The following is an 18,576-nucleotide window of genomic DNA, read 5'->3' on the forward strand; positions in this document are numbered from 1 at the left end:
AACTAAGGGTTGCAATCCCCACGTTCCGCGTTACTCTAATGGGCGCATTGTTTCCAAATTGTTAACGAGGGGTTGCCGTAATGGCCGACGAGCACGAAACAGAAAGCAAGGCATGGGCAATTGAGGCCGCCGCGGCAGAGGCGGCGTCGCGTGCTGCCGAGGAGGCGCATCGTCCTCCCGTAGTGCCGATGGAGCGCGTGGTCGATCGCGATGTTATCGAGCGGGGCGAGCGCGCTGGTCGCAAGCGCAGCCAGGAGCCGGGCTTTCCGCGCTTTTTTGCCGAGCTCAATTTGGGCCTGATCCTCACGGCCTTTGCCATCGTCGCGTTTAAAACACCTAATCACTTTGCTTTTGGCGGCACCTCGGGCGTGTCGGTCATTCTGTCCACGCTGTTCCCGACCCTGCCCGTCGGCGTCTTTATGTGGATTATCAATGCGGTGCTCGTCATCCTGGGCTTTATCTTTTTGGAGCGCAAGGCAATCCTGTGGAGTGTCTTTGCCTCGTTTGCGCTGTCCGCCTATGTTTCGCTGTTTGAGCTCTTTATTCCGACCGATGTCTCGATGACGGGCGATATGTGGCTCGACCTGTGCTTTGCCGTGATTCTGCCGGCGCTCGGCAGCGCTATCGTCTTTGATATTGGTGCCTCGACGGGCGGCACGGACATTCTCGCCATGATCCTCAAACGTCGCACGACGCTCGAGATTGGCCGCGCCCTGCTACTGGTCGACATCGGCATCGTGACCATCGCGGCCTTCTTGTACGGCCCGCGCGTCGGTCTGTACTGCGTGCTCGGCCTGTTTGCCAAGACGCTCGTGGTCGACAAGGCCATCGAGAGCATTCACCTGCGCAAAGTCTGCACAGTCATTTGTTCCGAGCCCCTTAAGGTCGAGGAGTTTATCGTCAAGCATCTCAACCGCACGGCAACGATCAGCCGCGGCTACGGCGCCTTCTCGGGCAAGTGCGTCACGGTGATCATGAGCGTGCTGAGCCGTCGCGAGGCAGTGCAACTGCGCCGCTATACCCGCGAGATTGACCCTGGCGCCTTCATCACCATCGTCGATAGCTCCGAGATTGTCGGCAAGGGTTTCCGCGGAACGAACTAACGCAGACGTATTCAACGAACCGCCTGCTGGCGCCGTGTACCTTGCAAATCGGTCATCTTTGAGTATTTGACCCCACATTGGGCAATAATGATGCTAAAGACATCGTTTGCGATCCAAGTGATTCGCTCAAGATACGAAGGGATGATTCTATGTTCTGCTCGCAGTGTGGCGCCCCCATGGGCGATAACGACAAGTTCTGCGGCGCGTGTGGTGCTCCTAATGCCGGTGCCGCTGGACCCGCTCCCCAGGGACAGCCTCAGCCCCAGCAGTTTGTTCCGCAACCGCCCGTGGCGAATGCGCCAAAGGGCTGTGTGGCTCAGGCGTTCCAAGATATGACCAAGACTCCGGGTGTGCTTCAGCGTGTATGCCAAATCGCGTTTTTGCCGGCGCTGATTTGCGTTGTGTCGGTGCTCGTGTTGTTTATTCCCGTTATTGGCGGCATTGCGGCTGCCATCGGCTTTTTGGCAGCTTGCATTGCGAGCGTGTGCGGTTCCGGCTTTGGTATCGAGTGGGGCCGTGATCTTTCGCTCAAGGTCGATGACGGCATGGACCGTCCACTCATGCGTTCCACGTCGTTTGGCCTCGGAGTCTTTTCGAGCGTTATCTCGGTCGTGCTCGAGGTTATCGCTGCCATTCCCGTTATCGGTGTAGTGCTTTCGCTGGTGGAGAGCGTGGTAATTGGCGCCGCGGGCTCGTATTCGTATTACGGCTCCTATGCACTCGAGGCAGCGCTGTTTGGCTCGCTTGGCCTGCTTGTCCTGGCTATGATTGCCACGGCGGTCTTGGGGGTCTTCTTTAAGATGTTCGCCGACATTGCCGTGATGCACTTTGCGGTGACCGGTCGTGTCGAGAGCGCGTTTTCGCTCGACAAGGTCTGGGCGGCGTTTAAGCACAACAAGACCAAGCTGTTCTGCGCTTCGTTCCTTCCCGAGTTTTTGACGGGTCTGGTCGCCAACGTTGTCACATGGATCCTGACGCTCGTCTTCGGCGCCATTGCCTCTGTCGGTATGTATAGCTACTACTACCGTCCTTCGGCTATTGAGGCGCTTGTTACCGGCGGTGGCATCACGCTCGTATTGTTCTTGGTGCTGACGGCGTTTGTCACGGTATTCCTTACGGTCTTTGGCAAGATGCTCAAGCATCGTGCCGTTGGCTATTGGGTAGCGCGTTATGCAGCTGAATGGGCTGATGAGGATAAGGATGACGTCCTGACCTTTGTGCTGCCGTTTGAGAAGAAGTCTGCTCCGGCTGGTTTTAGCACCGACGCAGCGCCCGTATCCGATTCCGCTGCGGCGCCTGCGCCCGAGCCCGAGCCCGAGCCCGCGCCCGAGCCCGTGCCTGAGCCTGAGCCTGAGCCCGCGCCCGTGCCTGAGCCCGAGCCTGCGCCAAGCTCCGACGAGGACCCGCAGGACGAGTAACCCTGCCACCTGCCATTTGGGGACGGGGTAGAAACGGTAGAAATAGCGCTTGACAAATAAGCGGGGACGGACGTGCCGAAGCGTCCGCCCCCGCTTTGATATCGCGATGCGGCTATGACTGCGAGATGGTCGTGGATCGACTACTCGTCGCGCTTCTCCTCGTGGCGAGCAGCAGCCCGCGCATCGTGGATGCCCTTGATGGCAGCATGGCGGGCGGTGCGGGCGTCGTGCATGGCGTCGCGGGCCTCGGCGGCCGTTGCCTTGGCAGAGCGCAGCTTGGCGGCCAGGTCGGGATTGGTCTCGGCAACCGCGGCGATCGTGGGGCCGTCGAGCTCTTCTTGCGTGGGCTCGGCCAAAAAGTCGATGGCATACTGGGCGGCTACCATGGAGCCCTTGGCGAGCACGCTCTCGTCGATCTTGTAGAAGCAGGAGTGCTGGGCATAGGTGGCGCCGATCTGGGGGTTGCGCGTGCCAACAAAGGCGAGCACGCCCGGCACACGGCGCAGGTACTCCGAGAAATCCTCGCCCGAAAGCGTGCCGCGGTAATGGCCCTCGCCTGCGGGGCCCAGGCACTTGAGCACAGCTTGGCGGCAGCGCTCGCTCGAGGCGGCATCGTTTTCGACCTTGTAGTTGGCGATGGTGTAGTCGGTGAGTTCGGCCTCGGCGCCTAGTGCTGCTGCGGTGTGCTCCACGATGCGGCGCATAAGCTCGGGCATCTCCTCATGCGTCTTGTCGCCATAGGTGCGCACCGTGCCGGCGAGGTACGCCGTGCCGGCGATAACGTTGCGCGCGGTGCCGCCGTGCAGTTCGCCGACGGTGATGACGGCGGGTTCGTAGGGGCTAATCTCGCGCGAGACGATGGTCTGCAGGGCGTTGACGATCTCTGCCGCCACCATAACGGCGTCGTGGCCGCGCTGGGGCATGGCACCGTGGCACGAGGTGCCGCGAACGTCGATGCGGAACCAGTCGGTATTGGCCATGCGCGGGCCGGGCTCGCAGCTCACGGTGCCGGCGTCGACCTCGCTCCAAATGTGAGCGGCATAGGCGCCATCGACACCATCGAGCACGCCGGTGCCGATCATGAGCTTGGCACCCTGGCCGTTTTCCTCGCTGGGCTGGAACACGATGCGGACCTCGCCGTGAATGTCATCGGTCATGTGGCGCAGGATCTGCAGCGTGCCGAGCATCATGGCGATGTGGCAGTCGTGGCCGCAGGCATGCATGCAGCCCTCGTTGACGCTGGCGAACTCCTCGCCGGTCTGCTCGGTGACAGGCAGGGCGTCGATGTCGGCGCGCAGCAGGATGCGGCGGCGCGGCGTGCCGTCCTCGCGGTAGGCGTCCGGCGCGGTACCGCGAAGCGTCGCCACCAGGCCCGTCTTGAGTGGACGCTCGTAGGGGATATTCATGGCGTCGAGCTGGTTGGCGATGTCGGAGGTCGTGCGCTCCTCGGCAAGGCTCAGCTCCGGGTGCTTATGGAAGTGCCGGCGCTGCTTGATGATATAGGGTTCAAACTCGGTAGCGATATCTTTGATGGCTGCGGTGACGTCGTCAGCCGCGCGAGCCTCGGTCGCCGCCATAATCTGCTGTGCCTTGGTCTTCGTCATGGTCGATTTGCTCCTTGCTGGGTTGATCGCAAAATCGTACAGGCTCTCTCCAGTATGCCACCTGCCGCTAGGGCTGGTAAAGTTGCCGTTTGCCGCTTGGGGTTTTGTTACAAGGGCGGGGGAGTACACTCGGGGGTGTTGAATTTCCTGCCAGAGATGGGGATGCCCATGCAACATATCGATCGGATTATCCGCTCCAAGAACGTCTTTACCGCGCAAGACGGCATTGATACCGTCCGCGAGCTGGCGATTGCCATCGCAGGCGACCGTATCGTCGCAGTCGGTGCGCCCGATGACGTGATTGCCGCCGCGCCTGCCGCCACGCCGGTTATCGACTACGGCGAGCAGTTTGTCTGCCCCGGTTTCCACGATGCGCACCTGCATTTCTTCCATACTTCGGTTGGCTCCTCGCCGTACATGCTCATGGATATGGGCACGTCCGAGGCAGCATTGGTGCAGCATGCGCTCGAGTTTTCCAAAGGCTTGCCAGATGACGCCTGGGTCGTGACCCAGGGTTGGCGCGATTACCGCTGGGATCCGCCCGAGCACCCTACCAAGGCCTCCCTCGATGCGGCATTTCCCGATCGTCCCTGCGTTATGTACTCGGGCGACGGGCACACGCTGTGGCTCAACAGCCGCGCACTCGAGGCGCTCGGCGTTACGCGCGACAGCGAGCCTCCGGCGGGTGGCAGTTACGACAAAGATGCAAATGGCGAGCTTACGGGTATCGCCCACGAGGCGGCTGCTATGCAGCTGCTGCCGCGCTGCCTGGAGTGGCTGGGCGAGGACCGCATCGCGAGCGCTTACGCCGACCAGATGAAGCGTATGGCCGAGCAAGGCATCACCTCAATCTGCGATATGTCGCTCATGCCCATGCCGGGCTGCGACTTTATTCGCGACGATGTTTACGACAAGCTGCAGGCCTCCGGCAAGCTGGGCATCCGCGCCCATCTGTTTCCCACGCTGCTGGATGACCAGTCGCGCTTGGAAGAACTCCAGACCCGCTACGCGAACAACGCGCTGCTCTCGGCGCCAGGCTTTAAACAGTTCTTCGACGGCGTGTCGAGCGAGCATACCGCATACCTCACTGAGCCCTATACCAACCCGCGCTTCCCGGGCGACCAGGGCCGCCTGACGGTCCCTGTCGAGCGTATGCGCAAGTTGGTTTTGGCGGCAGCCGAGCGTGACCATACCGTGCGCATCCACGTTATCGGCGACGGTGCCATCCATGCCGCACTCGATATCTTTGAGGAGGCGGCAGAGCTCTACGGCTTGCCCCAGCACGGCCACAATACGCTTGAGCACCTGGAGAATCTGCTGCCTCAGGACATCGATCGTCTGCGCAAGCTCAACGTCATTGCCTCGAGCCAGCCTTGCCACATCACGCTCGACCCGGGTGGCCCGGAGCGCGACCTGGGCCTGGAACGCAGCCGCATCATGTGGCCGTTCGCAACTTATCAGCAGCGCGGTATCCGTCAAGCTTTCGGTACCGACAGCCCCATCACGGCCGTTACCAGCATGAACGTACTCTACACGGCTATCACACGCCAAGATCCCCGCAGCCACTGGCCCGAGGGCGGCTGGCTGCCGAGCGAGCGTATCGACGCGGCAACGGCCCTGCGCAGCTACACGCTTGGCAGCGCGTACGCAGCGGGCGACGAGCAAAACCTCGGCAGCCTAGAGCCCGGCAAATACGCCGACCTGGTAGTCCTGGACCAAAACCCGCTCACCATCGACCCCCAAGAGCTGCAAGCCACCAAGGTTCAGGCCACCTACCTGGCGGGCAACTTGATTTACGAGCGCTAGCCCTATACCCCACCTATAAGGGGCGCGTTTCTGCAACGTGCCCCTTTCTTGTTCGCACCATCTGCATCGCCATTTTGCTGCACTGACTTTTCTGAATGCCGGGCCCGAATTAGTTAACCTGCCTCCCGTGTGGCTCCGGAGGGGCGGGGCATAAGGTTTATCGCGAGTTCCGCACGAGCCGAAGGCCACTTAATGTGGCCTTCGTGCGAGCAGGACTGCCCGAGCAGGAAACCTTATGCCCCGCCCCTCCGGAGCCACACGGGAGGCATCGCTAAGTTATCCCCCGGCATTCAGAAAATCTAAGTGCCAAAAAATAAGATTTTTTGACTCCGTGTTGTATAACCCGCCATTCGTGGGTACCATTCAACGCGTACGCAAACAAAAAGGGTTAATTCGCGCGGCATAACCGCGCGGCCCAAAAAGGAGGAAACAAGCATGTCGTCTTTGAAGCCGCTTGCAGATCGTGTTCTGGTCAAGCCCGACGAGGCCGAGCAGAAGACCGCTTCTGGTCTGTATATCGCCAGCAACGCCCAGGAGAAGCCGCAGCGCGGCACCATCGTTGCCGTTGGCGCCGGCAAGGTCAACGACAAGGGTGAGCGCATCCCCATGGACGTCAAGGTCGGTGACGTTGTCATCTACGGTAAGTTCGGTGGCAACGAGGTCAAGGTCGACGGCGAGAAGTATCTGCTGATGCGCGCCGACGACATCTACGCTGTTGTCGAGGCCTAGTCTCGTCAGAATCTCTGATTCGTCTTTGAACGCGCCCGCCGCATAGGACTCGGAAGCGGCGACGCGAGTCACGTTTCTTTTGGAGGATTACCTACCATGGCAAAGAACATTACGTTCAACACCGATGCCCGCGCTAAGCTCGCCAAGGGTGTCAACACTCTGGCCGACGCCGTTACCGTCACCATGGGCCCCAAGGGCCGCTACGTTGCGCTGCAGCGCACGTTCGGTGCTCCGACCATCACCAACGACGGCGTTTCTGTCGCCAAGGAGATCGAGCTCGAGGACAACATCGAGAACATGGGCGCTCAGCTGGTGAAGGAGGTCGCCACCAAGACCAACGACACCGTGGGTGACGGCACCACCACCGCAACCCTGCTCGCTCAAGCCATCGTCAACGACGGTCTGCGCAACGTCGCCGCTGGCGCCAACCCGCTGGCCATCCGTCGCGGCATCGACAAGGCCGTCAACGCCGCCGTCGCCGAGATGAAGAAGCAGGCCAAGCCGGTCGAGACCAAGGAGCAGATCGCTTCCGTCGGTACCATCTCTGCCGGTGACCCCGAGGTCGGCGAGAAGATCGCCGAGGCCATGGAGGTCGTGGGCAAGGACGGCGTCATCACCGTCGAGGATTCCCAGACGTTCGACATCACCATCGACACCGTCGAGGGCATGCAGTTCGACAAGGGCTATGTCTCCGCTTACTTCGTCACGGATAACGACCGCATGGAGGCCGTGATGAAGGATCCGTACATCCTCATCACCGACCAGAAGATCTCCAGCGTCCAGGACATCATGCCTGTTCTCGAGGCTGTCCAGCGCGCTGGCCGTGGCCTGCTCATCATCGCTGAGGACATCGATGGCGAGGCTCTGCCGACCCTTGTCCTCAACAAGATTCGTGGCGCCCTCAACGTCTGCGCCGTCAAGGCCCCGGGCTACGGCGATCGCCGCAAGCGCATCCTGGAGGACATCGCCGTCCTCACCGGTGGCCAGGCTGCTCTGGACGAGCTGGGCGTGAAGGTCGCTGACATCACCGCCGATATGCTCGGTACCGCTAAGTCCGTCACTATCTCCAAGGACAACACCGTCGTCGTCGGCGGCGCTGGCTCCAAGGAGGCCATCGACGCCCGCATCGCTCAGATCAAGGGCGAGATGGAGAACACCACCTCTGACTTCGACCGTGAGAAGCTCCAGGAGCGCCTGGCCAAGCTCTCCGGTGGCGTTGCCGTCATCAAGGTCGGCGCTGCTACCGAGTCCGAGCTCAAGGAGATCAAGCACCGCGTCGAGGACGCCCTGCAGGCTACCCGTGCTGCTGTCGAGGAGGGCATTGTCGCCGGCGGCGGCGTCGCCTTCATGGACGCTGCTCCTGCGCTCGGCGCCGTTGAGCTTGACGACCCCGAGGAGAAGATCGGCGTCGACATCGTCAAGAAGGCTCTGACTGCTCCGGTCGCCACCATCGCCAAGAACGCTGGCTTTGAGGGTGCCGTCGTGGTCGACAAGGTTGCCGAGCTGCCCGCCGGCCAGGGTCTCAACTCTGCCAACGGCGAGTGGGGCGACATGATCGAGATGGGCGTCCTCGACCCCGTCAAGGTCAGCCGCGTCACCCTGCAGAACGCTGCTTCTGTCGCCAGCCTGATCCTCATCACCGAGGCTACCGTCTCCGATGTCCCCAAAAACACTCAGCTTGAGGACGCTATCGCTGCTGCTACCGCTGGTCAGCAGGGCGGCGGTATGTACTAAGGCCGACAAGGTCTAGAACTCCCACCGGGGATCCGGGGGCGTGACGGGGGTTTCTCTCCGGAACGTCCTCGGACATGCAAAGAGGCTCCGCATCGCGCTTCGCGCTGCGGAGCCTCTTTGCGTCCTGTGGAATGTTCCGGAGAGAAACCCCCGTCACGCCCCCGGATCCCCTGCGTTTACGGCCTTGAGGTCGGCGTGGGCGGAGGACGTGGTTGATAGGGGTACGTGTCCCGGTCGCTGTTTCGCGCTTTGCGCGAAAGGCGCGTTACTTTGGGATGGGTGGGGAACGTGGTTGTTGCGGTAACTGATCCCCGTCATAAATTATCCTCGGCATACTTGCACCTGTCTTCCCTCGTGCTACACTTTTCCTCGCTGTTTCAGGGCGGGGTGGAATTCCCCACTGGCGGTAAATCGGGCGGTGTCAAAGGGGCGCCGTGGCGCAGGTAAAGTGCCTGCGACCGAGCCGATGAGTCCGCGACCCGTGTGTGCGTTGGTTCGCATGCCGGCTGAACTGGTGAGATCCCAGTACCAACGGTTAGAGTCCGGATGAAAGAGGCAGGTGATCTTATGTCTGAACAGTCGCAGCATATCCATTTTGAGAACACGAATAGGTGGAGCACCAAACAGCTCGTTACCATGGCGCTCATGTGCGCCTTGGGCGCCCTGTTTATGTATGTGCAGCTGCCCATCCTTCCTTCGGCGCCGTTTTTGACCTATGACCCGTCGCTGGTGCCGGCGATGGTGTGCGGGTTTGCGTACGGTCCTGGTGCCGGTACTGCCGTTGCCGCCATGGCGATCGTTATCCATGCGCTTACCACGGGCGATTGGGTCGGTGCGCTTATGAACTTGGTTGCCACGCTGGGCTATATTCTGCCTGCGGCTATCGTCTACCAAAAGATGCATACCTATAAGGGTGCCGTGATTGGCCTGGTGCTGGGCGTTATTGCCGCCACGGCGCTGTCCATGGTTGCGAATCTGACCATCGGCGTTTGGTTCTGGTATGGCTCGGTCGATGTGATCGCCCCGCTCATGATTCCTGCCGTGCTGCCGTTTAACCTCATCAAGACCGTGCTCAACTCGGTGTTGACATTGGCGGTGTACAAGGCGGTCTCCAACCTCATCACACCCAAGAAGGACCAGGTCAAAGGCCGCGCATGATTGAGTGTCGGGGCGTTTCCTTTAGTTATGACGGTGCCACACCGGCGCTCGATGGCATCGATCTGAACATCGAGGATGGCGAGTTTTTCTGCATTCTCGGCGGAAACGGGTCGGGCAAGTCGACGTTTGCCAAGCATTTGAACGCGCTGCTGCAGCCCGATGCGGGAACGGTGCGCGTCAACGGCATGGACGCGTCCGATCTCGAGCTGGTCTACGACATCCGTTCGACTGCGGGCATGGTGTTCCAGAATCCCGACGACCAGCTTGTGGCGACGCTTGTCGAGGACGATGTTGCGTTTGGTCCCGAGAACTTAGGGGTCGAATCGGCCCAGATCGCGCAGCGTGTTCGCGAGGCGCTGAAGGCCGTGGGCCTGGTGGGCTTTGAGCGCCACGAGACCCATGCGCTTTCGGGCGGACAAAAGCAGCGTGTGGCGCTTGCCGGCGTTCTCGCCATGGAGCCGCGCGTGCTCATATTGGACGAGGCGTCCTCGATGCTCGATCCGCGCGGGCGCAAGGGCCTTATGAAGGCCTGCCACGCGCTGCACGAACGCGGTATGACCATCGTGATGATTACGCACTTTATGGAAGAGGCCGCTGAGGCCGATCGCGTTGCCGTCTTCCAAGCGGGCCGCGTCGCCATGCTCGGTGCGCCCGAGGAGATCTTGACGCAGGCGGACGAACTCGCGCGGCTGAACCTGGATATGCCGGCATCGTGCTGTCTTGGCAGGGCGCTTCGCGCGAAGGGCGTGCCCATTTGCGCACAGGTGCGCGAGGCGGATATGGTCGCCGATATAGCGCAGGCTTATGCCGAGCGGAGTAGGACAGACATCGCCGGGCGGCCTTTCGCATCCGATCCTCGTATTCCCGACAACGTCTCCTCTGCAATCGATAGCGCAGACGCGCTGGAGCCCGTCATCGAGATTTCGCACCTTTCGTATAGCTATTTGCTGAGCGCCCGCGAGCGTCGTCGCTGGCACAAGCGCTCAGCTGTTGCGGGCAAATCGAACAAGCAAGCCCTTTGGGGCAACGACCCCAGCAGTCCGTGGGCACTGCGTGATGTATCGCTAACGGTGCGCCGTGGCGAGTTCCTGGGCCTTGCGGGCCATACCGGTTCGGGTAAGTCGACGCTGGTTCAGCATCTCAACGGCCTGATTCGTCCCCAGGAGGGTTCCGTTTACGCGTTGGGGCTCGACCTGGCAAACAAGAAAGATGCCGCCGCGGTTAAGGCAAAGGTCGGCGTGGTGTTTCAGTATCCAGAGCGTCAGCTGTTTGCCGAGACCGTGGCACAGGACGTGGCGTTTGGTCCGCATAACCTTGGTTTGTCGCAGGTCGAGGTTGCCCGCCGCGTTGAGTCATCGCTCGCGCGCGTGGGCCTCGACCTGGCCACGGTGGGCGACAAGAGCCCCTTTGAGCTTTCGGGTGGCCAACAGCGGCGCGTGGCGTTTGCCGGCGTGCTTGCCATGGAGCCCGAGGTCCTGGTACTCGATGAGCCCATGGCGGGGCTCGATCCGGCGGCGCGCAGCGATTTCCTGGAGCTCATCGATCGACTTCACCATGGGGGCCTGACCGTCGTCATGGTTTCACACAGCATGGATGACCTGGCCAATTGCTGCGACCGTATCGTCGTAATGAACGAAGGTGCGGTGTTTGCCGAGGGAACCCCCGCGCAGGTGTTTGCGCATGCCGATGAGCTCAAGTCGATCGGCTTGGGCGTACCTGCTGCTCAGCGCATGGCGTTGGCGCTCGCGGAGGCGGGCGTGCCGCTGCGTTGCGGCGGGCTCTATACGGTTGAGTCGCTGGCCGACGAGCTGGCAGATTTGCTGATCGGTCGCTCGGACGGTCCTTCTAACGTCGCGGACATTGCTAAATCCAAGACGGTCGCGCGAGAGGAGGGCTGCTAATGGAGGCGTTTTCGTTTGGCAGCTACTATCCCGGCGATAGTGCGATCCATCGCCTGGATCCGCGCACCAAGCTGCTCCTGGGCTTTGTGTTTTTAATCACGACGCTGACCGTCGGCGGCTTCCGCGGACTGGCCCCTGTCGCAATTTTCGTTGTGCTGATCTATGTCGTGTCCCGGGTGCCGGCTCGTCGCGTTCTGTCGTCGATGGCGCCGCTGCTGGCGATTGTCGTGGTGGTTGCGGTGCTCAACCTGTTTTCCGACCAGAGCGGGCGCATTCTGTGGCAGCTCGGCTTTTTGCAGATAAGCGAGGGCTCGCTGCATTCCGCCGCCTTTATGGCGTGCCGCCTGACCTTGATGATGGCCGGCATGAGCGCTATCACGCTCACCACACCGACGCTCGACCTCACCGCGGGCTTTGAGCGCCTGCTCGCGCCGTTTGCGCGTGTGGGACTTCCTGCGCACGAGCTCGGCATGATCATGGGTATCGCGCTGCGGTTTATGCCGCAGTTTGCCACCGAGATGAAGCAGACGGCCGATGCGCAGGCGAGCCGCGGCGCGCGCGTGACGGGAGGCCCGCTCGGCGGCGTTCGTATGCTTGGCAGTGTGGCGATTCCGCTGTTCACGGGTGTGTTCCGTCATGCCGAGACGTTGTCTGCCGCCATGGATGCCCGTTGCTATCATGGCGAGCAGGGCCGCACGCGTCTGCATGCGCTTGCGTTTGGCCGCGGCGATGCGTTGGCGGTGGTGGTGACGGCGTTGCTGCTTGCGTGTGTCATCGTCGTCAACCTTCAATTTGTTTAGGCGCGATTCGAGCGCAAGAAAGGGGCCCCTATGACCGACAACGACCGCACGGCTCAGCTTGAGCGCGCCTGTTCGTATCTCAGGCGCATTCCGGCGTGGTATCTGGCCACGACCGATGTGACCGACGGGCATCAGCCTCGCGTGAGGCCGTTTTCGTTTGCCATGGTCGATGACGGTAAGCTGTGGTTTTGCACGTCGCGCGACAAGGATGTGTGGGCGGAGCTGAGTGCGAATCCCAAGTTTGAGCTCTCGGGCTGGAAGCCGGGGGAATGTTGGATCGTGTTGACCGGCGAGGCCGCACTTGAGGACGACGCGGTTGCGAGCGACAAGGTGCGTCAAGCGGGTTTTAAGCACATGGTGGGCATCGGCGAGGAACACGAGAGTGCCAACGACGGCCGCCTTGCTTTCTTTTCGGTCCGCAACATTGCCGCGCGCTTCTGTGATATCGACGGCAGCGAGGAGCGCCTGGAGCTCTAATTTCCCAAATTGACTACCCATTCCAAAAAGACTGGTCAGGCGACAGGAGGAAACGTGGACGGATTGAATACGGTTTTGGAGTATCTGACGTCGGTGCCGGCGTGGTATCTGGCGACGAGCGTGGACGGGCAGCCACATGTGCGTCCGTTCTCGTTTGCACAGATTCAGGACGGCAAGCTGTGGTTTGTGACGGCGCGCACCAAAGACGTGTGGCAAGAGCTGCTGCAAAATCAGCGCTTTGAGGCCACGAGTTGGTGGCCGGGCCATGGCTGGCTCATCTTGCGCGGGCGTGCCGGCTTGGATGACCAGGCCGCTCCCGATATGCGCGAGGCGGGATGGAAACATCTTGAGCGCTTGAGCGAGCACTATGAGGGGCCTAACGACCCCACGCTCGTCTTCTTTAGCGTCGAGGATCCCGAGGCTTTTATCTGCAATCACGACGAATGGGTGCCGGTCGAGCTCTAGCCAGCTGGCTCATCCTAACAACTTGGTTTTCGCATGGGCGGGCCCCGTATTGCCCGGCGCCGTTAGGAGCGCCGGTCAATACGGGGCCCGCTCCATTTGTCAATTCCTTCAAGCGAATGTGTCGGGATTGTTTCAATGCATGAATATGCAAGCCATTTACGTGTTAATGCATCTTTTGGTGCTAAAGTTTCAACCCACTTCATAACGACCGCTGCGAAATGCGCATCGGTGCATAAATCGCAGACAAGGAGTCTGATATGTCTTTGAAGGTTGGAATCGTCGGCGCGGCTGGATATGCCGGAGCCGAGCTCATTCGCCTCGTGCTCGGCCATCCCGAGTTTGAACTTGTTGCCATTACGTCCAACGCCGATGCCGGCCAGCTGCTGTCCGCGGTGTATCCGAGCTTTGCTGGCGTGAGCGATCTGGTTTTCACCACGCATGACGCCCCCGAGCTCAAGAGCTGCGATGCGGTTTTTCTTGCTGTGCCGCACACGGCTGCCATGGCACAGGTGCCCGCGCTGCTTGCATCGGGCGTCTCCTGCTTTGATCTTTCGGCCGACTATCGCCTGAGCGATCCGGCCACCTTTGAGGCCTGGTATGCCGCCGAGCACACGAGCCCCGAGCTACTCAAGAGCCGCGCCTTTGGTCTGCCCGAGCTATTCTGCCAGGATTTGGAGACCGCTGCATCCGACCACGCCGACGGCAAGCCCGTACTGGTCGCCTGCGCCGGTTGCTATCCCACCGCAACGAGCCTTGCCGCCGCGCCTGCCGTGCGCGCCGGCTGGGTTGCCCAGAGCGGCCCCGTGATCGTTGACGCTATCAGCGGTGTAACGGGTGCCGGTAAGTCCTGCAACGCCCGTACGCATTTTTGCAGCGCGGACGAAAACCTGGAGGCCTATGGCGTGGGCAAGCATCGTCACACGCCCGAAATCGAGCAGATCTTGGGTCTAACCGATCGCGTCGTCTTTACCCCGCACCTGGCACCGCTCAAGCGCGGTCTGCTCTCTACGGTGACGCTGCCGCTCGCGCCGCAGGCTCTCGACACGCTGGCTCTTGAGGATGTCGTCGACCATTACAAGCAGCTCTACGCCGGTCGCACCTTTGTGCGCGTGCTCGATGCCGGCGAGCAGCCCAAGACGGCCTCGGTCGTCGGCACCAATGCTGCCCAGATCGGCCTTGTACTCAACAAGCGCGCGGGCGTGCTGGTGGCGACGGGAGCGATCGACAATCTGTGCAAGGGTGCTGCCGGTCAGGCGGTCCAGTGCGCCAACATCGTCTTTGGTTTTGACGAGCGACGAGGCTTGCCCACAGTGGCGTGCCCGGTGTAGCACATTCGATTGTTGACGATTTGGCAGTCGGGCATCGAGTGGGGCGCCACTTTTAAGCTGGTCTAGTGATTGCGGCTGGTGTGGCGTGCCATCCGATGCCCGTTTTTTGTTTGATATAAGGAGTCGTAAGGACGATGAATACAGAGCAGTTCGATATCAAGATTCGCGCCGTCGAGGGTGGCGTCACGGCTGCGGCTGGTTTTAAAGCTGCAGGCATCCACGCTGGGTTCCGCAAGAATCCCGAGCGCCTGGATTACGCGCTCGTCGTGCCCGATAAACCCTGTCCCGGTGCCGGCGTGTTTACCACCAATCGCTTTTGCGCGGCGCCCGTGCAGGTGAGCCGTGCCCATCTGGGCGGTGCCGACAAGGGCTACGGTATCATCGCCGGCGTTTCGGTCAACTCTGGCAATGCCAACGCCGCCACGGGTGAGACCGGTCTTGCCTGCGCGCGCGAGACCTGCAACATCGCCTCGCAGGTCATCGGCTGCGAGCCCCAGCAGATTCTGGTCGCCTCCACGGGCGTGATTGGCCAGATTCTGCCGATCGACACGTTTGAGACTGCCGTTCCTGCCGCCTACGAGGCGCTCTCCGCCCACGGTGGCGCCGACGCCGCCCGCGCTATCATGACGACCGACACGCACTCCAAGGAGTATGCCGTGTGTTACCGCAGCGAGGCCGTGGGGCACGCAGGCAATGCCTATACGGTGGGCGGTATGTGCAAAGGTTCGGGCATGATCATGCCCAACATGGCCACCATGATCGCAGTCATCACCACCGATGCCCCCGTCGAGCCTGCGGCGCTCCACGCCCTGTTGCTCTCCACCGTCAAGCAGACCTTCAACAAGGTAACGGTCGATTCCGACACCTCGACTAACGACACCTGCATCATGCTTGCATCCGGCGCCGCTGCCGCAGATGCCGAGCCTATTGTCGAGGGCTCTGACGCCTTCGACGAGCTGGCCTTTGCCGTGCATGAGGTGTGCGAGAGCCTGGCGCGCAACATCGCCGCAGATGGCGAGGGCGCGTCCAAGCTCGTGACGGTTAACGTCACCGGCGCCGTGAACGACGAGGAGGCCGATATCGCCGCCCGTGCCGTCGCCAACTCACCGCTCGTCAAGACCTGCATCGCCGGCCACGACTGTAACTGGGGCCGCGTTGCCATGGCGCTCGGCAAGTGCGGCGTGAAGTTTAATCAGGAAGACGTTTCCATTGACATGATGGGCATGCCTGTCTGTCGCGACGGCCTGACTGTTCCCTTTGACGAGGACGAGGCCCTGCGACGTTTTGAGGCGCCCGAGATTGTGATCTCGGCAGACCTGGGCGCAGGGGACGCGGCGACCACCGTGTGGACTTGCGACCTCACGCACGAGTACATCTCCATTAACGGCGATTACCGTTCCTAGACTCCCGATGTGCCGCGCGTCCCGCTGCAATCGCGGGCAACGAGGTGCGGCGCGATAGCTACACGAAAGACGAGGCAGACTATGAAGTTCGCACGCGATTGTCGCTCGAGCGAATCCAACGAAGTTACCGCGCAGCTGCTGTTCGAGGCGCTGCCGTGGATTAAGAACCTGACCGGTAAGACGGTCGTTATCAAGTACGGCGGTGCCGCCATGGTCGACGAGCAGCTGCGCCGTGACGTGATGAGCGACATCGTCCTGCTCAAGATTATCGGCATGCGCCCTGTTATCGTGCACGGTGGCGGCAAGGCCATCAACGAGGCGCTCGGCCACTACGACATCCCCGTCGAGTTTAAGAACGGCCAGCGCGTGACCACGCCTGCCACCATGGATATCGTGCGCGAGGTACTGGGCGGCAAGGTCAATCAGGAGCTGGTCGCGGCGCTCAACCACCACGGCAACCTGGCCGTGGGCGTGTCCGGCAGCGACGCCGGTACCCTTATCGCCGAGCCACTCGACCCAGAGCTCGGCCGCGTAGGCAAGGTCACGCACGTCAACACCGACTATATCGAGCGTTTGCTCGACAGCGAGTACATTCCCGTTATCGCCACGGTCGCAGCGGGGGAGGACGGCGGTTTCTTCAACATCAACGCCGATACCGCCGCCGGTGCCGTTGCGGCAGCGCTCCACGCGCACAAGGCGATCTTTTTGACCGACGTCGACGGCCTGTACAAGGACTTTAGCGATAAAGACTCACTCATCTCCAACCTAACACTCGACGAGGTTAACGAAATGCTCTACGGCGGCGAGGTCGATAAGGGCATGATTCCCAAGCTGCGCGCGGCCGTCGATGCGCTTGCCGGCGGCGTATTTCGCGCTCACATCATCAACGGCACCACGCCGCATTCGCTGCTGCTGGAGCTGCTGACCGATGCCGGCGTCGGCACCGTGATCCATTCCACCGAGACGGCTTACGAGTTCGATACGCATCCGCATCCGCTTTCGACGTTTGCTGCGCGTCTGACCGAGAACCTCGACGAGGTCGAGAAGCTTCAGACGGTCTAACTGACCCGCAGCCGCCCCATTTCTGCACCCATAGGCCTGCGCCGTCCGGCGCTCAACGAAAGGCATCCCATGTCACTTGCAGCTCAGCAATCGCTTGAATCCCATTACGTTATGCATACCTTTGGCCGCTCTCCGGTCGAGTTTGTCGAGGGTCACGGCATGAAGCTCACCGGCGACGATGGTCGTGAGTACCTCGACTTTCTTGCCGGCATCGGCGTGTGCAGCCTAGGTCATGGCGACCCGGCTGTGCTCTCGGCGCTCGAGGCACAGACCAAAAAGCTCATGCATGTCTCCAATTACTTCTACATCGAGCAGCGTGGACAGGTCGCGGCGCTGCTGTCCAAGCTTGCTAACGACGACGCAGATGGTGCGCGCGTGCTTGCCGATGCCATTGCCGCCGGCGATGAGACCACGGCAGCTGCTCTTGGTGCCCCGGCTGCGGACGAGCAGGTGTGGGAGACCTTCTTTGCCAACTCCGGCGCCGAGGCCAACGAGGGCTCGATGAAGCTCGCGCGCCTGTACGCCAAGCGTGCCGGTAACGGCGGCAACACCATCGTATGCATGCGCGGCGGCTTCCACGGCCGTACGCTCGAGACCATTGCCGCCACCATGCAGGATTGGCTACAGGACAGCTTCCGTCCGCTGCCGGGTGGCTTTGTGGCCTGCTCGCCCAACGATGTCGACGAACTGCGTTCGATCTTTAAGCAGCTGGGAAGCGAGGTCTGCGCTGTCATGCTCGAGCCGATTCAGGGCGAGAGCGGTGTGCACCCCATGACCGAGGAGTTTATGGCGGCGGCGCGTGACTTGGCACACGAGGCAGGCGCCGTTCTTATCGCCGACGAAGTCCAGTGTGGCATCTTCCGCTCCGGCAAGCCGTTTGCATTCCAGACCTATGGCGTGGAACCCGACATTATGAGCCTTGCCAAGGGCATTGCCGATGGCGTGCCCATGGGTGCCGTGGTGGCAAAGAAGGAGATCGCCGACGTGTTTAAGCCGGGCGACCACGGCTCGACCTTTGGCGGTGGCTGCTTGGCTGTCGCGGCGTGCGCCGCGACGCTCTCCGCGCTCGTGCGCGGCGATTATGCCGAGCATGCTGCCAAGGTGGGTGCTTATATGGAGGCAAAGCTCACCAAGCTGCCGCACGTGGTCGAGGTACGCGGTCGCGGCTTAATGCTCGGCTGCGATTTAGATGACGCTGCGGGCGATGCGCATGATATTGTTGCCCGCGCGTTGGCCGCCGGCGCCGTGATTAACGCTACTGGTGCCCACACGCTGCGTTTCCTGCCGCCGCTTGTCTGCGAGGAAGCCGACGTGGACAGTCTGATCGAGATCCTGGCGGGTGTCTTGGGCTAACGCGGCACAATAACTCAATTTGGACCGGGTTCCGGACTGCGGACGTGCCCTATGTGGCATGATTCAGCGGTCTGGAGCCCGTTTTGCCTTAGATTTGCTAAGGCGGGGAGACCTGCTGGTCAAAAAACATTAAATATGAGTACTGTTACCGATTTGGTCGCAGCAATTTTGGACTAATAAGACCAGATGGCAAGTCGAAATGGTAGCGCGCAGAGATGTGGTGTAAGAGGCGGGG

At 61.4% G+C, this 18,576-nt stretch carries 15 protein-coding genes and 1 riboswitch; of the genes, 14 read left to right on the plus strand and 1 reads right to left on the minus strand.

Translation table 11 applies throughout. The features are described from left to right. The first annotated feature begins 80 nt into the window (after nucleotides 1-80). Together DWX39_RS02555 and DWX39_RS02560 are read left to right on the plus strand one after the other, a co-directional pair. Complete coding sequence (locus DWX39_RS02555) at nucleotides 81-1,103, plus strand: YitT family protein (RefSeq protein ID WP_117758401.1); 1,023 nt, start codon at nucleotides 81-83, stop codon at nucleotides 1,101-1,103. A 149-nt stretch (nucleotides 1,104-1,252) separates the two neighbouring features. Further along, the gene (locus DWX39_RS02560) at nucleotides 1,253-2,521 is read left to right on the plus strand and encodes a zinc-ribbon domain-containing protein (RefSeq protein ID WP_117758402.1); all 1,269 of its coding nucleotides are present in this window, start codon (nucleotides 1,253-1,255) and stop codon (nucleotides 2,519-2,521) included. Nucleotides 2,522-2,661: 140 nt separating this feature from the next. On the opposite strand, the gene DWX39_RS02565 is transcribed toward DWX39_RS02560, so the two are convergent. Then, nucleotides 2,662-4,125, minus strand: coding sequence for a M20 family metallopeptidase (locus DWX39_RS02565; RefSeq protein WP_117758403.1), 1,464 nt, complete (start codon nucleotides 4,123-4,125; stop codon nucleotides 2,662-2,664). Nucleotides 4,126-4,293: 168 nt separating this feature from the next. Here DWX39_RS02565 and DWX39_RS02570 point away from each other — a divergent pair, with 168 nt between their 5' ends. From DWX39_RS02570 to DWX39_RS02625, 12 genes are all read left to right on the plus strand, one after another. After that, on the plus strand, nucleotides 4,294-5,931 hold the full coding sequence (locus DWX39_RS02570; RefSeq protein WP_233508853.1) for an amidohydrolase: 1,638 nt from the start codon (nucleotides 4,294-4,296) through the stop codon (nucleotides 5,929-5,931). A gap of 435 nt (nucleotides 5,932-6,366) precedes the next feature. Further along, entirely contained in the window at nucleotides 6,367-6,660 is a 294-nt protein-coding gene (gene groES / locus DWX39_RS02575; protein ID WP_022094351.1) for a co-chaperone GroES, read from the plus strand. A gap of 96 nt (nucleotides 6,661-6,756) precedes the next feature. Continuing rightward, nucleotides 6,757-8,394 carry a chaperonin GroEL gene (groL, locus tag DWX39_RS02580; RefSeq protein ID WP_117758404.1) on the plus strand — a complete coding sequence of 546 codons (1,638 nt, stop codon included), beginning with the start codon at nucleotides 6,757-6,759 and terminating at the stop codon, nucleotides 8,392-8,394. A 369-nt stretch (nucleotides 8,395-8,763) separates the two neighbouring features. Further along, nucleotides 8,764-8,956: riboswitch (FMN riboswitch) on the plus strand. A 5-nt stretch (nucleotides 8,957-8,961) separates the two neighbouring features. Continuing rightward, entirely contained in the window at nucleotides 8,962-9,552 is a 591-nt protein-coding gene (locus DWX39_RS02585) for an ECF transporter S component (RefSeq protein ID WP_055252299.1), read from the plus strand. Next, nucleotides 9,549-11,453 carry an energy-coupling factor transporter ATPase gene (locus DWX39_RS02590; protein ID WP_117758405.1) on the plus strand — a complete coding sequence of 635 codons (1,905 nt, stop codon included), beginning with the start codon at nucleotides 9,549-9,551 and terminating at the stop codon, nucleotides 11,451-11,453. The genes DWX39_RS02585 and DWX39_RS02590 overlap by 4 nt, the downstream gene beginning before the upstream one ends. After that, a complete protein-coding gene (locus tag DWX39_RS02595) occupies nucleotides 11,453-12,253 on the plus strand; it encodes an energy-coupling factor transporter transmembrane protein EcfT (protein ID WP_117758406.1) in 801 nt (266 codons plus the stop codon). Before DWX39_RS02590 ends, DWX39_RS02595 begins: the two co-directional genes overlap by 1 nt. Before the next feature lie 30 nt (nucleotides 12,254-12,283). Continuing rightward, nucleotides 12,284-12,730, plus strand: coding sequence for a pyridoxamine 5'-phosphate oxidase family protein (locus tag DWX39_RS02600; protein WP_117563813.1), 447 nt, complete (start codon nucleotides 12,284-12,286; stop codon nucleotides 12,728-12,730). Between the two features lie 54 nt (nucleotides 12,731-12,784). Further along, nucleotides 12,785-13,195 carry a pyridoxamine 5'-phosphate oxidase family protein gene (locus DWX39_RS02605; RefSeq protein ID WP_117758407.1) on the plus strand — a complete coding sequence of 137 codons (411 nt, stop codon included), beginning with the start codon at nucleotides 12,785-12,787 and terminating at the stop codon, nucleotides 13,193-13,195. Nucleotides 13,196-13,452: 257 nt separating this feature from the next. After that, nucleotides 13,453-14,523 (plus strand): N-acetyl-gamma-glutamyl-phosphate reductase, encoded by a 1,071-nt coding sequence (gene argC / locus DWX39_RS02610; protein WP_117758408.1) that lies wholly within the window; start codon nucleotides 13,453-13,455, stop codon nucleotides 14,521-14,523. A 134-nt stretch (nucleotides 14,524-14,657) separates the two neighbouring features. Further along, complete coding sequence (gene argJ / locus DWX39_RS02615; protein ID WP_117758409.1) at nucleotides 14,658-15,926, plus strand: bifunctional glutamate N-acetyltransferase/amino-acid acetyltransferase ArgJ; 1,269 nt, start codon at nucleotides 14,658-14,660, stop codon at nucleotides 15,924-15,926. 81 nt (nucleotides 15,927-16,007) lie between these two features. After that, nucleotides 16,008-16,988, plus strand: a complete 981-nt coding sequence (gene argB / locus DWX39_RS02620; RefSeq protein ID WP_117758410.1) for an acetylglutamate kinase — start codon at nucleotides 16,008-16,010, stop codon at nucleotides 16,986-16,988. Nucleotides 16,989-17,057: 69 nt separating this feature from the next. After that, nucleotides 17,058-18,341, plus strand: coding sequence for an aminotransferase class III-fold pyridoxal phosphate-dependent enzyme (locus DWX39_RS02625; RefSeq protein WP_117758411.1), 1,284 nt, complete (start codon nucleotides 17,058-17,060; stop codon nucleotides 18,339-18,341). Nucleotides 18,342-18,576 lie beyond the last annotated feature (235 nt).

It is taken from the genome of Collinsella sp. AF19-1LB, from assembly GCF_003459655.1.
Classification (GTDB): Bacteria; Actinomycetota; Coriobacteriia; order Coriobacteriales; family Coriobacteriaceae; genus Collinsella.

Coding starts and splice junctions, on each gene's coding strand:
- DWX39_RS02555 (WP_117758401.1), top strand. CDS start 81: ATGGCCGACGAGCACGAAACAGAAAGCAAGGCATGGGCAATTGAGGCC.
- argC (WP_117758408.1), top strand. CDS start 13,453: ATGTCTTTGAAGGTTGGAATCGTCGGCGCGGCTGGATATGCCGGAGCC.
- DWX39_RS02590 (WP_117758405.1), top strand. CDS start 9,549: ATGATTGAGTGTCGGGGCGTTTCCTTTAGTTATGACGGTGCCACACCG.
- argB (WP_117758410.1), top strand. CDS start 16,008: ATGAAGTTCGCACGCGATTGTCGCTCGAGCGAATCCAACGAAGTTACC.
- DWX39_RS02560 (WP_117758402.1), top strand. CDS start 1,253: ATGTTCTGCTCGCAGTGTGGCGCCCCCATGGGCGATAACGACAAGTTC.
- DWX39_RS02625 (WP_117758411.1), top strand. CDS start 17,058: ATGTCACTTGCAGCTCAGCAATCGCTTGAATCCCATTACGTTATGCAT.
- DWX39_RS02600 (WP_117563813.1), top strand. CDS start 12,284: ATGACCGACAACGACCGCACGGCTCAGCTTGAGCGCGCCTGTTCGTAT.
- DWX39_RS02565 (WP_117758403.1), bottom strand. CDS start 4,125: ATGACGAAGACCAAGGCACAGCAGATTATGGCGGCGACCGAGGCTCGC.
- DWX39_RS02595 (WP_117758406.1), top strand. CDS start 11,453: ATGGAGGCGTTTTCGTTTGGCAGCTACTATCCCGGCGATAGTGCGATC.
- groES (WP_022094351.1), top strand. CDS start 6,367: ATGTCGTCTTTGAAGCCGCTTGCAGATCGTGTTCTGGTCAAGCCCGAC.
- DWX39_RS02585 (WP_055252299.1), top strand. CDS start 8,962: ATGTCTGAACAGTCGCAGCATATCCATTTTGAGAACACGAATAGGTGG.
- argJ (WP_117758409.1), top strand. CDS start 14,658: ATGAATACAGAGCAGTTCGATATCAAGATTCGCGCCGTCGAGGGTGGC.
- groL (WP_117758404.1), top strand. CDS start 6,757: ATGGCAAAGAACATTACGTTCAACACCGATGCCCGCGCTAAGCTCGCC.
- DWX39_RS02570 (WP_233508853.1), top strand. CDS start 4,294: ATGCAACATATCGATCGGATTATCCGCTCCAAGAACGTCTTTACCGCG.